General features: G+C 52.0%; 12 protein-coding genes. 6 read left to right on the top strand and 6 right to left on the bottom strand.

Translation table 11 applies throughout. The annotated features are described in order from the left end of the window. Positions 1-109: 109 nt before the first annotated feature. The 3 genes from gntR to AC3G3F_RS10615 all read right to left on the bottom strand — a co-directional run bounded on the left by gntR (position 110) and on the right by AC3G3F_RS10615 (position 3,252). The gene (gntR, locus tag AC3G3F_RS10625) at positions 110-1,105 is read right to left on the bottom strand and encodes a gluconate operon transcriptional repressor GntR (RefSeq protein WP_023247846.1); all 996 of its coding nucleotides are present in this window, start codon (positions 1,103-1,105) and stop codon (positions 110-112) included. A gap of 291 nt (positions 1,106-1,396) precedes the next feature. After that, positions 1,397-2,092 (bottom strand): pirin family protein, encoded by a 696-nt coding sequence (locus tag AC3G3F_RS10620; RefSeq protein ID WP_111763796.1) that lies wholly within the window; start codon positions 2,090-2,092, stop codon positions 1,397-1,399. Positions 2,093-2,214: 122 nt separating this feature from the next. Further along, the gene (locus tag AC3G3F_RS10615) at positions 2,215-3,252 is read right to left on the bottom strand and encodes an oxidoreductase (RefSeq protein ID WP_053529880.1); all 1,038 of its coding nucleotides are present in this window, start codon (positions 3,250-3,252) and stop codon (positions 2,215-2,217) included. Positions 3,253-3,723: 471 nt separating this feature from the next. On the opposite strand from AC3G3F_RS10615, the gene yhhY reads away from it, so the two are divergent. The 5 genes from yhhY (at position 3,724) to AC3G3F_RS10590 (ending at position 8,488) form a co-directional block, all read left to right on the top strand. Then, entirely contained in the window at positions 3,724-4,212 is a 489-nt protein-coding gene (yhhY, locus tag AC3G3F_RS10610; RefSeq protein ID WP_023247843.1) for an N-acetyltransferase, read from the top strand. Between the two features lie 233 nt (positions 4,213-4,445). Continuing rightward, on the top strand, positions 4,446-5,660 hold the full coding sequence (locus tag AC3G3F_RS10605; RefSeq protein ID WP_053507980.1) for a PfkB family carbohydrate kinase: 1,215 nt from the start codon (positions 4,446-4,448) through the stop codon (positions 5,658-5,660). A gap of 12 nt (positions 5,661-5,672) precedes the next feature. After that, positions 5,673-6,434, top strand: a complete 762-nt coding sequence (locus AC3G3F_RS10600) for a glutamine amidotransferase (RefSeq protein WP_023247841.1) — start codon at positions 5,673-5,675, stop codon at positions 6,432-6,434. Positions 6,435-6,485: 51 nt separating this feature from the next. Beyond that, a complete protein-coding gene (locus AC3G3F_RS10595; RefSeq protein WP_488394952.1) occupies positions 6,486-7,457 on the top strand; it encodes a DMT family transporter in 972 nt (323 codons plus the stop codon). Then, positions 7,454-8,488 (top strand): phosphotriesterase-related protein, encoded by a 1,035-nt coding sequence (locus AC3G3F_RS10590; protein ID WP_070803416.1) that lies wholly within the window; start codon positions 7,454-7,456, stop codon positions 8,486-8,488. The genes AC3G3F_RS10595 and AC3G3F_RS10590 overlap by 4 nt, the downstream gene beginning before the upstream one ends. Positions 8,489-8,526: 38 nt before the next feature. Here AC3G3F_RS10590 and ggt read toward each other — a convergent pair whose 3' ends face one another. Beyond that, positions 8,527-10,269: a gamma-glutamyltransferase gene (ggt, locus tag AC3G3F_RS10585; RefSeq protein ID WP_053529877.1), complete on the bottom strand. Its 1,743-nt coding sequence runs from the start codon at positions 10,267-10,269 to the stop codon at positions 8,527-8,529. A 125-nt stretch (positions 10,270-10,394) separates the two neighbouring features. Here ggt and AC3G3F_RS10580 point away from each other — a divergent pair, with 125 nt between their 5' ends. Then, positions 10,395-10,811, top strand: coding sequence for a DUF2756 family protein (locus AC3G3F_RS10580; protein WP_023247837.1), 417 nt, complete (start codon positions 10,395-10,397; stop codon positions 10,809-10,811). Here the strand turns inward: AC3G3F_RS10580 and ugpQ are convergent. Both ugpQ and AC3G3F_RS10570 read right to left on the bottom strand, forming a co-directional pair. Further along, the gene (ugpQ, locus tag AC3G3F_RS10575; protein ID WP_085347565.1) at positions 10,808-11,548 is read right to left on the bottom strand and encodes a glycerophosphodiester phosphodiesterase; all 741 of its coding nucleotides are present in this window, start codon (positions 11,546-11,548) and stop codon (positions 10,808-10,810) included. The genes AC3G3F_RS10580 and ugpQ overlap by 4 nt on opposite strands. Beyond that, a complete protein-coding gene (locus tag AC3G3F_RS10570; protein WP_000907838.1) occupies positions 11,545-12,615 on the bottom strand; it encodes a sn-glycerol-3-phosphate import ATP-binding protein UgpC in 1,071 nt (356 codons plus the stop codon). The genes ugpQ and AC3G3F_RS10570 overlap by 4 nt, the downstream gene beginning before the upstream one ends. Between the last annotated feature and the right edge of the window lie 76 nt (positions 12,616-12,691).

The following is a 12,691-nucleotide window of genomic DNA, read 5'->3' as shown; positions in this document are numbered from 1 at the left end:
TTTGTTACGGGTAACTGTTATCGGTAACATTGTCCAGCCGCACCATTCGCGACGCAATGACCATTCGTGCCAAAAGTGAATAAGTGTGAGCTACTTCAAAGTTGTCAGACTAAATAGATCCGCCCGGTGACAAGGTGAAACCTAAATCTAACATTTTCGGCGTGACCGTTTCGCCGCGAATGCGGGCCAACAGACGTTCTGCCCCAATGCTGCCCATTCGCTCGCGCGGCGTCAGGACACTTGCCAGACGCGGTTCCATCACCTGGCCGATATCATGACCGTGGAACCCGGCGATCGCCATATCGTCCGGGATTTTTAGTCCCAGGCGCTGGCATTCGAAGGCCGCGCCCACCGCCAGGTCATCGTTGGTGCAAAAAATACCGTCAAGCTGCGGATATTCGCGTCGCGCCTGGCGCATGAGTTCGATACCGGAAGAGTAGGATGAAGATTGCTCCATCATCACACTGTAGGGAACCAGGCCTGCGTCCAGCATCGCCTGCTCATAGCCCTTCTGCTTGATGATAGTACGTTCGTCGAGGCGCGCCCCCAGATAGGCGATATGGCGATGGCCGCGTGCGATAATCGCGGCGGTCATCTGGCGGGCGGCGTCAAAGTTGTCAAAACCAACGGCGATATCAAGACACGGCGACTGGCTGTCCATCAGTTCAACCACCGGAATCCCGGCTACTTCGATCATTTTTAAGGTGCGCGGCGTATGGGTACGCTCAGTAAGGATAAGGCCGTCGATATTCCAGGAGAGCATTGATTCCAGGCGCTCCTGTTCCATCTCCGGTTTATAGCCGTAGTGCGCCAGCATAGTCTGATACCCGTGGGCATCGGTGACGCTTTCAATACCGCGTAAAACTTCCGCAAAGACCTGGTTGGTTAAAGACGGCAGCAGAACGCCAATGGCGCGGCTGGTGGCGTTGGAAAGAATGTCTGGCGCGCGATTAGGAATGTACCCGAGCTCATCAAGCGCAGCCGCAATTTTACCCCGCAGCGCGACGGAGACCTGCTCCGGATTACGCAAAAAACGGCTGACCGTCATTTTGGTCACGCCGACACGGTCGGCCACATCCTGAAGTACGGGTCTTTTCTTTTTCATCGTCCTGAAAGGTATAAAAGGGATAGATTCTTCCAGTTTACCACGGACATGCGTGAACCTTCGCAGAGAAAAAAGGAGTTCATTATTGTGAGAAATACACAAAATCATTCGAGTTGCATCAAGGCGGCGACGCAGTGACAAATTCGTCAGGAACGAATTTGAACAACCGAAGGTTGCCTCTGGTGAGGGACAAGGATGTCCCTCATTAATCCCCGGGAGCGTACATAAAGTACGTGACCGGGGGGAGTAAGGAAAGCCAACACAGATGCGGCCTGAAGGATGACGTGTATTTTATACCGGCGGCAGATCAAACAGCAGCACTTCGCTGTCGCTGTCGGCATGAATCGAGATTGCCTGCTCATCCCAAATCGCCAGGCCGTCGCTGGTCGTCGCTTTGGTGCCGTTAATGGTCACGTTACCTTTTACCACCTGTATCCAGACGCGGCGCTCAGCGGCAATCTGATGCACCGACTGCTCCTCTTTCACCATCGCCCAGCGATACAGCGCCATATCCTGGTGGACCTTCAGCGAACCGTCGCGAGCATCTGGTGAAAGCACCAGTTGCTTGCCCTGCGCGGCGTCGAAGCGGCGCTGTTCGTAGCGCGGCGTGATGCCTGTTTCTTGCGGAATAATCCAGATCTGATACAGCCGCAGACGATCCGTTTTGCTTGGGTTGTACTCGGAGTGGCGAACGCCGGTCCCGGCGCTCATAATCTGGAATTCGCCTGCCGGAACCTGTTCTTTATTGCCCATACTGTCCTGGTGTTCTACGGCGCCTTCCAGTACATAGGTCAAAATTTCCATGTCTTTATGCGGGTGAGTGCCGAACCCCTGGCCCGCGTCAATCACATCATCGTTAATCACACGCAGCGCCGAGAACCCCATAAAGTTCGGATCGTAATAATCGGCAAAAGAAAAGGTATGCCAGGAGTCAAGCCAGCCATGATTCGCATGACCGCGGTCGCTTGCTTTGCGTAAGTAGATCATTGTGTTCACCCCAATTCGTGTTGATGGATTGAGTGTGAACCTAATCCTTCAATGATGATAGGGGGTGAAAATTGACTCCTCTGTTCAAAAAATATGAATAAGTTCAAAGGAGCCGATAACACTTATTTTGCAAGGGTTATGGTGGCGGGAGAAGCCTGTTCAAATGCCCGTTCCAGAAGCTCCAGATTGGTGAGAACCTCAGATTCCCTGACGTAATTTGGCGCGCCGGTAGTGAGCGTCTCATACAAGGCATCATAAACGCGACCATAGTCACCTGTTTCCGGTTTCACCTCTTCTTTTACGGTTACGCCTTCGTCGCTGACATACTCCAGCACACCGACAGATTCGTCTACCGCAAAACCCGGTTCGCCTGGCATAATGTTCGCTTTCAGGCTGGTTTCTTGCTGATCGATACCATACTTCACAAACGAGCCTTTGGTCCCGTGTACGATAAATTTCGGGTAGTCAATTTTCACCAAATGGCTGGTTTTAACGATCGCCTTCAGATCGCCGTAAAATAACTGCGCTTCGAAGGTATCATCCGGATTCGCTTTATTACGCAGGCTACGAATGTCATACGCGACATGATCCGGACGGCCAAACAACGAAATAATTTGATCCATCGTGTGCACGCCAAGACCGTAGAAGGCGCCATCCTGCGGCAGTCCCGGCCTGGTTTCCGCTACCGGGCGGTAATAATCGAAATGGCTTTCAATTTCGACAATCTTGCCCAGTTTCCCGCTCTCAATCACTTTTTTAGCTGTCAGGAAGCAAGAGTCAAAGCGACGGTTCTGATAGGGCGTCACAATTAATCCTTTGCTTTGCGCCAGTTCAAACAAGACCTTTGCTTCAACCATCGTCGGCGTAAAGGGTTTTTCCACCAGCACGTTTTTACCGGCTTCCAGCGCCCGTTTTGCATATTCAAAGTGGCTATCGGCGTGGGTGCAAACGATCACCAGTTTCACCTGCGGATCGTTCAGCACATCGTCAAGATCGCTGGTGAAATGGATATGTGACCAGGCAGGCGCCTGCTCTTCCGGTTTCGCATGACGGCGGAAGATGTGCGCCACATGCCAGCTCTCTTTACGGTTGAGAACATAGGGAAGATGGTAGCGGGTGGTGCTTTTACCAAAACCAATGAATGCGCAATGTAAAGTCATAGCCAGATCCTTTTTTAAAGGTGATTACCTACACCATAGCGCAAAGCTGCTTGAGACTGAATGTTGGATTCTTTGCCGGATGGCGGCGGAGTCTTATCAGGCCCGGCGCGTTATACAGCCAAAAGATCGGGCGTCAGTGGCGCAGGCAGATTATTCACGGCCTGCGCGCAGCAACCGGAGCGTACACAGAGTACGTGAGGATTACGAGCACAGCCCGGGATTAAGCTGGCAAGCAAACTAGCCCAAAACCCAGCCAAAAAAAAAGCCAGCACCCGGCTGGCTAAAGTAATACTGGAAGCAATGTGAGCAATGTCGTGCTTTCAGGTTTTCCGTCAAGGTCCCCCTGAACGCAAATCAATAATAATCATTCTCATTCGCACTTGTCTAGCTTTTTTTGTAAAAAAAAGGCGTTGACGTCCTTTTGAAAGTCAGTGATGTTGAAAGGGTTATTAATCCGTTGAGGAACCCGTAATGAATGATATCGTGATACGCCACGCTGAACCGAAAGATTACGACGCTATCCGTCATATTCATGCCCAGCCGGAGGTATATCACAACACCCTACAGGTTCCCTACCCTTCCGGCCATATGTGGCAAGAGCGGCTGGCCGAGCGGCCGGGCGTTAAGCAGCTGGTCGCCTGCATTGATAATAGCGTCGTTGGCCACCTTAGCATTGACGTTATTCAGCGACCACGCCGCAGCCACGTTGCCGATTTTGGGATATGCGTTGATGCGCAATGGCAAAATCGTGGCGTCGCCAGCGCGCTGCTCCGCGCCATGATCGATATGTGTGATAACTGGCTGCGCGTCGAACGTATTGAATTAACTGTATTTGTCGATAATGCCCCTGCGGTAGCGCTTTACAAAAAGTTTGGTTTTGAAATTGAAGGCACCGGCAAAAAATACGGTCTGCGCAACGGTGAATACGTTGACGCCTATTTTATGGCGCGGATTAAATAATTAATTTGGCCCCCATTATTGGGGGCCAAATTAATATCCATACTTTTTATCAGATTGTATCCTGAATCTTTATATTTTTTCTGAAGCTTGCTCACACTATTTTTATTGGCATTTTGCCAACAGCTAATTTCATCCTTCCTTTTTGCTTTTTTTTGCTTTTGCCCGTCACTTTATGGTGATTATCACAACAATATACTTCCCCTGATATTAACGTAACTCAGGTGAGGTGAACCATGAAATTTGAACGCCACCATGAAATATTGAAAAAAATTGGCACGTCCGGGATCGTAAAAGTCTCTGTTCTGGCGAAAAGTCTGAACGTCACAAAAGAGACAATTCGTTCAGATCTTAATGAATTGGCCAGACTCGGTTACCTGACCCGCTGTCATGGCGGCGCGTTTATAACTCTCGATTCGCTGGATAACGTAGCGAAAAACGAAATTGCTTACGCACTTGAACATTACGAAAAAACACAGGGCATAAAAAAGGGTCGCTCCGATATGAAAAGTCATGTATGTGTAATTGGATCATTTAATGTCGACATAATCAGCTATTTGCCCAGGCTTCCCGCGGTCGGCGAGTCGCTGCTTGCCAATAAATTTATTTTTTCTCCCGGCGGAAAAGGCTGCAACCAGGCGTTGGCGGCAAGCTACGCAGACTCAGACGTACATTTTATTACTAAAGTCGGTGCGGATCATTTTAGCGAATATGCTATCAATTTTATGAACGCCTCAAAAATACATAAAAGCATTATTTACCAGACTCAGGGAACGCAAACCGGTACTGCAACGATCCTGGTTAATGAGGACACCGGAGATAACGTTATCGCTATCTATCCTGGCGCCAATATGACTATTACACCAGATGAGGTCGTGATCCAACAAGAAGCGATTATTAACGCTAATATTGTTCTTCTGCAGCTTGAAACTAATTATAGCGCATTGCGCCAGGCCATCGCTCTGGCGCAAAAAAACAGTATCCCGGTAATTATTAATCCAGCGCCGTATAACGACGGGGTTAATTCTATTATTGAAAATATTGATTACATTACGCCCAACGAAACAGAGGCCGGACTCCTGGCAGGGATTGAGGTTACAGATATTGCCTCCGCCAGAGAGGCGGCAAAAATTATCCACCAGAAAGGTGTAAAAACCACCATTATCACTTTAGGCAGCAAAGGTTCGTTGGCCTATGACGGGAGAAAATTTATCTATTCCCCAGCGTTCCCGGCGGTAGTCAAAAATACCGCGGGCGCAGGCGATGCGTTTAACGGCGCGCTCGCTTCAGGCCTCGCCAAAGGCAAACCGCTGGAGTCTGCGCTGTGCTACGCCAGCGCCTTTGCCTCCCTGGCAGTAGAGACCGCTAACGCCTCTGATATGCCGGAACATGAATCCGTCATTCACCGTATTCAGAGCACATCATATCAGCAATCTATCTCTAGCCATTAAAAGGAGTAAATAATGAATAATGCCAACACAACGTTAAAGGTGCTCTTTATTGGAGAATCCTGGCATATCCATATGATCCATTCAAAAGGATATGACAGCTTTACCTCAAGTAAATATGAAGAAGGAGCCACCTGGCTACTGGCGTGTTTAAAAAAAGGAGGTGTTTCTGTCGACTATATGCCCGCACATACGGTACAAATCGCTTTTCCAGAAAGCGTGGACGATTTAAATCGTTATGACGTTATCGTGATCAGCGACATCGGCAGTAACACTTTTTTATTACAAAACGACACTTTCTATCAGCTAAGAATAAAACCAAATGCCCTTGAGTTAATCAAAGAGTATGTTCGTAACGGCGGCGGATTATTGATGATTGGCGGCTACCTTTCCTTTATGGGAATTGAAGCAAAAGCAAATTATAAAAATACGACGCTGGCCGAGGTACTACCGGTAGTGATGCCTGATGGCGACGATCGCGTTGAAAAACCGGAGGGCGTCTATGCTCAGGTTGAAAACCCTGAACACCCGGTTATTAAAGGCTTTTCTGATTATCCTCCTTTTCTGGGATATAACCAGGCTGTCGCGAAAGAAAATACCGCCGTGGTGTTAACCATCAATAACGACCCCTTACTGGTCTTCGGCGAATATCACCACGGGAAAACCGCTTGCTTTATGAGCGACTGCGCGCCGCACTGGGGAACACAGCAATTTATGGCATGGCCGTTTTACACCGACCTGTGGGTCAACACGCTTAAATTTATCGCCAAACGATAACAATACGGGAGTAACGCGGGTTACTCCTTTGCTAAATAAAAGGATTGATGTATGAAAAAAAATAAGTACTCAACTCCCTTGCTGATGATTGCCACTATTCTCGCGGGTATGCTTTCGCCTATGCAATCAGCGGTTAACGGTCAGCTTGGACACTGGTTACAGGATGGCAATGCGTGTGCAGTCATCTCTTTTGCCAGCGGTCTGGTGGTGATGTTTTTTATTATTATGGCCCGCAAGGAGACGCGCCAGCAATTTGCCGCGATCCCTTCGCTGATTAAAAATAAAAAAGTACCTCTGTGGAACTGGTTTGCTGGTCTGTGCGGCGCAATGGTGGTATTTTCCGAAGGCGCTTCCGCCAGCGCGCTTGGCGTAGCCACCTTTCAGACCGCATTAATTTCGGCCTTGTTGCTCTCCGGTCTGCTTTGCGATCGCTTTGGTATCGGCGTGGATGAGAAAAAGTTTTTTACGCCCTGGCGTATCACCGGCGCGCTTTTTGCCGTTATCGCCACGATATTTGTCGTCTCTCCGCAGTGGCACTCAACCTCTTTTATTTTGCTGGCCATCCTGCCATTTCTGGCGGGGCTGCTGGCAGGCTGGCAGCCCGCTGGTAACGCCAAAGTGGCGGAAGCCACCGGCTCAATGCTTGTCTCCATTACCTGGAATTTTATTGTCGGCTTTTGCGTGCTTGGCGCAGCGCTGGCGATTCGCGTCGCGTCAGGGCATGTCAGCGTCCAGTTGCCGGACGTCTGGTGGATGTATCTCGGCGGCCCGCTGGGGCTGATGTCCATCGGCCTGATGGCGATCCTGGTCCGGGGTCTGGGGCTGTTAATGTTAGGCGTCGCGTCCACGGCGGGTCAGTTACTGGGGTCTGTATTGATTGATAAATTAATTCCTTCATTAGGTAATACCGTTTATTTAGTCACCATTATCGGCACTCTGTTTGCTTTGGTCGGTGCGATTGTCACCACCATTCCGGAATACAGAGCATTGAAAGCCGTCAATAAGATGGAGGTCTCAGGATGAAAGGTTATCTGCAAACCGTAACAGGCCCGATTGCGCAGGCCGACATGGGACTTACGCTCCCGCATGAGCATCTGTTTAACGATCTCTCTTCCGTCGTGGATAAACCCTGTTATGCCTTCTCAGAACAATTAGTCGGCAAAAAAGTGAGCGCGGAATTACAGTGGGGACTTAAACATGACCCCTACTGTTGCGCCGATAATATGGATAAAAAGCCTATTCAAGATGTGATTTTTGAAGTGAACAATTTTATGGCGCTGGGCGGCAGGACGATTGTTGACGCCACGGGTTCCGAATCTATCGGACGCGATGCGCAAGCGCTGCGGGACGTGGCGCTGCAAACTGGCCTTAACATTGTGGCCTCATCCGGGCCTTATCTGGAAAAATTCGAAAGTAGCCGCATTCACCAACCGATTGATAAACTGGCGGCGCGCATCGACAAAGAACTGAATCAGGGAATTGGCGATACCGATATCCGTGCCGGAATGATTGGCGAAATCGGCGTCTCGCCAGCCTTTACCGACGCAGAGCGTAATAGCCTGCGCGCGGCGTCGCTGGCGCAAAACAATAGCCCGCAGGTGGCGATGAATATTCATATGCCGGGTTGGCTCAGACGAGGCGAGGAGGTGCTGGCGATTGTCCTTGATGAGATGAAAGTCGCCCCTGGCAAAGTGTCTCTTGCCCATTCCGATCCTTCCGGTAAGGACGTGTCCTATCAGCGGAGCCTGTTGGATCGGGGCGTGTGGCTGGAGTTCGATATGATTGGGCTCGATATCACCTTCCCCAACGAGGGCGTTGCGCCTGGCGTACAGGAGACCGCGGATGCCGTCGCCCATCTTATTGAGCTTGGTTACGCCGACCAGCTCGTGCTCAGTCACGATGTGTTCCTGAAACAGATGTGGGCAAAAAATGGCGGTAACGGCTGGGGCTTTGTGCCCAATGTTTTCCTGGCCTATCTGGCCGAGCGGGGCATTGACGGCGCCACATTACGTAAACTGTGTATCGATAATCCGGCGCGCCTGCTTACCGCCTGAATTGTTTCAGACCCGGCGGCATACGCCGGGTCATTCCCTTAATATCCCGCCGTTAAATCATCCACCGAACGCGGGTCGGACGCACCGTACAGTTCGCCATCCGGTCCAACCATTATACTTTGGGTGCTTCCCATCGCTTCTTTCAGCGCGACTTTCTGCCCTTTCTGTTCCAGCAACTTCAGCGTATCGGGGCTGAAGCCTTTTTCTACCCGCAGTTCATCCGGCAACCATTGATGATGGAAACGCGGCGCGTTGGTCGCTTCCGCGACATTCATGCCAAAATCAATAGTATTGACCACCATTTGCAGTACGGTAGTAATAATACGGCTACCGCCAGGACTGCCGGTCACCAGCCAGGTTTTGCCATCTTTAACGACGATAGTGGGCGACATCGACGACAGCGGACGTTTTTTCGGTCCGACCGCATTCGCCTCACCGCCCACCAGGCCATAAACATTGGGTACACCAGGTTTAGCGGAAAAATCATCCATTTGATTATTCAGCAGAATACCGGTATTTCCCGCCACAATTCCTGTGCCGAAGGTGGTATTCAGGGTATAGGTCACCGCCACAGCATTGCCGTCTTTATCCACCACTGAGAAATGCGTCGTCTGATCGCTTTCATACGGGGCCAGTTTGCCAGGGCGAATTTCACTCGACGGTTTTGCTTTATTAATATCTATCTGTCCAGCAATAGATTTTGCATACGTTTTGCTGGTTAACGCCTGCCACGGTACGTTAACAAAATCCGGATCGCCTAAATATTCCGAACGGTCGGCATAGGCATATTTCTCTGCCTCCGCCATTATTTGTATAGCGTCCGCGCTGCCGAATCCATATTTATTCATATCGAAATTTTCGAGGATATTCAGGATCTGGACGATATGAATTCCACCGGAAGACGGCGGCGGCATAGAGAAAATCTGATACCCACGATACTCGCCGCTAACAGGCGTTCGTTCTACCGCCTGATAGGCCGCCAGGTCGTCTGTGGTAATCAGTCCGCCGTTTTGCTGCATCTGCTGGGCTATCTGGCGGGCAATATCGCCTTTATAGAAGGCATCCGGACCATTTTCCGCAATCATTGTCAGACTGTTCGCCAGGTCCTGTTGTACCAGTTTGTCTCCCTTCTTTAGCGGCTCGCCGTCTTTCCAGAAAATTGCTTTACTGTTCTCATGATGAGGGAGCACTTCACTGCCGTAGGTTTTGAGATCGTCAGCCAGCGCATCGTTAACAATAAATCCCTCTTGCGCCAGTTTAATGGCCGGACGCACCACGCTGTTGAGCGGCAGGGAGCCGTACTTTTCCAGCGCCAACGAGAGTCCCGCGACGGTGCCAGGCGTACCGGATGCGAGAGGCGACGTCAGCGATTTTTTACTGTCCGGGTTGCCCTGTTCATCAAGGAACATATCGCGCGTAGCGCCAGCAGGCGCCATTTCACGAAAATCGATCGCCGTAGTAGCGCCATCTTTAGTGCGCAACAGCATAAATCCCCCGCCGCCCAAATTCCCGGCTTGCGGATGCGTGACCGCCAGCGCATAGCCCACGGCTACGGCGGCATCCACGGCATTACCGCCCTGCTTTAAGATATCCACGCCAACCTGTGTCGCCATTACATCCACGGACGCCACCATCCCTTGCGTAGCCCGAACAGGATGAAAGACATCTTCTTCAACACCATAGGAGACTGGCGGCGCGACGGGAGGATTGGCCACCGCGCTAAACGTCCCCCCGGCCAGCAGAGCGGCGATCGCCACCCAGCGCATAAACGTTGGTTTCATCGTTGTTTTTCTCCAGATAAAGGGGTGTATGTCCCGTTTAATCCTGGTCCACAACGCTTAAAAAATCATCATCATGGCGAAATAGAGGTACACTTAAAAAGAGGCCTCATCGGGAGGAGACGACAATGAAACGCTTACTACTTATTACGGCTTTGTTACCATTTGCGGTATTGGCCCAGCCAATTAACACTATGAATAATCCTCATCAGCCAGGTTATCAGATCCCAAGCCAGCAGCGTATGCAGACGCAGATGCAAACGCAGCAGATTCAGCAGCAGGGTATGTTGAAACAACAGATGCAAACGCAGGCGCGCAGCCAGCAGCAAAATCTACAGTCGCAGTTGAATGCCAATACGCAGCGGGTTCAGCAGGGACAGCCGGGCAACGGTATGCTCGGTCAGCAAACGCTGCCCAATACGCAGGGCGGAATGCTCAGCGGCAGCGGAAATCCGGACCGGATGCTAAATCATTCCCAGCCAATGTTGCAGCAGGACAGCGGGACGCCGCAGCCTGACATCCCGCTGAAAACCATCAGCCCTTAAAACTGAAAGTGAGGGCCGATGTCATCAATACGATCGGTGCAGATACAATCCACGCCCCAGCGCAGTAGCTCTGCCGCCCGCTGGGGCTGATTGACGGTATACACCAGAATCCGCAGACCCGCGGCCTTAATCTCTTGCACTCGCGTCTCATCGAGTAATTTATGGTTGAGATGGAGGGAAACACAGCCCAGACGGGTCGTCAGTTCACGCCAGTCTGCACGCCATTTATCCAGCAGTAACCCGCGCGGCAGCTCGGGCGCCGCTGCCTGCGCCGCTTCCAGCGCCTCTATCTCAAAGGAAGAAAGCAGCGGCGGCGTCATCCCGGCCCACAGTTCGCGGGCGGCCAACGCCACGACGCGTCCTGTTAGCCTTCCGCTCCCCGTTGTCGGTTTGATCTCAATATTCGCCATCATGCCGTGTTTACGGCAGCGCTCCGCCACCTGCGAGAGCAACGGTAGCGGCTCGCCTTTAAATTCGCCGCTAAACCAACCGCCAGCGTCCACACGCAATAAATCCTGCCAGTTCAACTCGCCCGCCACACCCCAACCGTTGCTGGTGCGCTCCAGGTTATCGTCGTGCAGCAGGAAAATTTCGCCGTCTTTCGACAGCCTGGCATCAAACTCAATCATGGTGTGCCCGTATCGCGCGCCCACGTCAATCGCCGCCAGAGTGTTTTCCGGCGCCAGTTTACCGCCGCCGCGATGGGCGACAATGTGGGGATAAGGCCAGTTACTCATACACGTTGTCCTGTTTCGCCATCAAAAAGATGCCGCTGATGTTCCGGCAGATGCAGCCATAGCGTACTGCCCGCCGCCGGGCGCTGCTGATGCGCCAACCGCACCACCAGTTTCTGATCGCCCCAGCGCCCATGCGCCAGATTATCCGCGCCCAGAATCTCCAGCGTGTCTACCGTTAGCGGCACGCCGCCTTCCGCCTGCGAGCTTAACGCAATATGCTCCGGGCGGATACCCAGCGTCATGTTACGTCCGGCATGACCCCGATAGTCCGCACCTATCGGCAACGCCAGACCGCCAGGCAATTCGAAACGGTCGCCGGAAGCGCTGATAACGCCGTCCAACAGATTCATCGCCGGGCTGCCGATAAAGCTCGCCACGAAGCGACTGGCTGGTTTTTCATACACCTCTACCGGCGTGCCAATCTGTTCTGCGACGCCTTTATTCATCACCATCACCCGCTGGGCCAGCGTCATCGCCTCTACCTGATCGTGAGTAACATAGAGCGAGGTGGTACGAAGGCGACGATGCAGATGTTGTAACTCCAGACGCATCTGCACGCGCAGCTTGGCGTCGAGGTTAGAGAGCGGTTCGTCGAATAAAAAGACTGCCGGCTCGCGGACGATCGCGCGCCCCATTGCCACGCGCTGCCGTTGACCGCCGGAAAGCTCGCGTGGACGGCGTTTAAGCAGGCCGTCCAGCTCCAGAATGCGCGCCGCCTCCCGCACGCGTTCTTCAATATGCGCTTTGCTCATACCGCGAATTTTTAGTCCCCACGCCATGTTCTCCTCTACGCTCATATGGGGATAGAGAGCATAGTTCTGAAATACCATCGCGATGCCGCGATCTTTGGGCTCCATCTCGGTGACCCGTTTGCGATCAATCCAGATATCGCCGCTGGTCACGCGTTCCAGACCGGCCACCATCCGCAACAACGTTGATTTGCCGCAGCCGGACGGCCCGACCATCACGATAAATTCGCCATCCGCGACATCCAGCGTCAGCGGTTGAATTACCTGGGTTTTGCCGTCCCAGCTTTTGGTTACTGCCTGTAGTTTTAAACCAGCCATAGAGGTTGCATCCCCTGATTATTCATGAACGTCGCTGGCGGCTATTTTTGCCCAGGGCAAGGCACGAGCGACGAAG

The sequence above is a fragment of the Salmonella sp. FC25216 genome (assembly GCF_057751355.1).
The sequence above is the reverse complement of the archived record's forward strand: the minus strand, read 5'-3'. Positions and strand labels throughout refer to the sequence as shown.

What these genes read in the sequence shown, in the direction of transcription:
- gntR (WP_023247846.1), bottom strand. Translation starts at nt 1,105, where the DNA reads ATGAAAAAGAAAAGACCCGTACTTCAGGATGTGGCCGACCGTGTCGGC.
- AC3G3F_RS10620 (WP_111763796.1), bottom strand. Translation starts at nt 2,092, where the DNA reads ATGATCTACTTACGCAAAGCAAGCGACCGCGGTCATGCGAATCATGGC.
- AC3G3F_RS10615 (WP_053529880.1), bottom strand. Translation starts at nt 3,252, where the DNA reads ATGACTTTACATTGCGCATTCATTGGTTTTGGTAAAAGCACCACCCGC.
- yhhY (WP_023247843.1), top strand. Translation starts at nt 3,724, where the DNA reads ATGAATGATATCGTGATACGCCACGCTGAACCGAAAGATTACGACGCT.
- AC3G3F_RS10605 (WP_053507980.1), top strand. Translation starts at nt 4,446, where the DNA reads ATGAAATTTGAACGCCACCATGAAATATTGAAAAAAATTGGCACGTCC.
- AC3G3F_RS10600 (WP_023247841.1), top strand. Translation starts at nt 5,673, where the DNA reads ATGAATAATGCCAACACAACGTTAAAGGTGCTCTTTATTGGAGAATCC.
- AC3G3F_RS10595 (WP_488394952.1), top strand. Translation starts at nt 6,486, where the DNA reads ATGAAAAAAAATAAGTACTCAACTCCCTTGCTGATGATTGCCACTATT.
- AC3G3F_RS10590 (WP_070803416.1), top strand. Translation starts at nt 7,454, where the DNA reads ATGAAAGGTTATCTGCAAACCGTAACAGGCCCGATTGCGCAGGCCGAC.
- ggt (WP_053529877.1), bottom strand. Translation starts at nt 10,269, where the DNA reads ATGAAACCAACGTTTATGCGCTGGGTGGCGATCGCCGCTCTGCTGGCC.
- AC3G3F_RS10580 (WP_023247837.1), top strand. Translation starts at nt 10,395, where the DNA reads ATGAAACGCTTACTACTTATTACGGCTTTGTTACCATTTGCGGTATTG.
- ugpQ (WP_085347565.1), bottom strand. Translation starts at nt 11,548, where the DNA reads ATGAGTAACTGGCCTTATCCCCACATTGTCGCCCATCGCGGCGGCGGT.
- AC3G3F_RS10570 (WP_000907838.1), bottom strand. Translation starts at nt 12,615, where the DNA reads ATGGCTGGTTTAAAACTACAGGCAGTAACCAAAAGCTGGGACGGCAAA.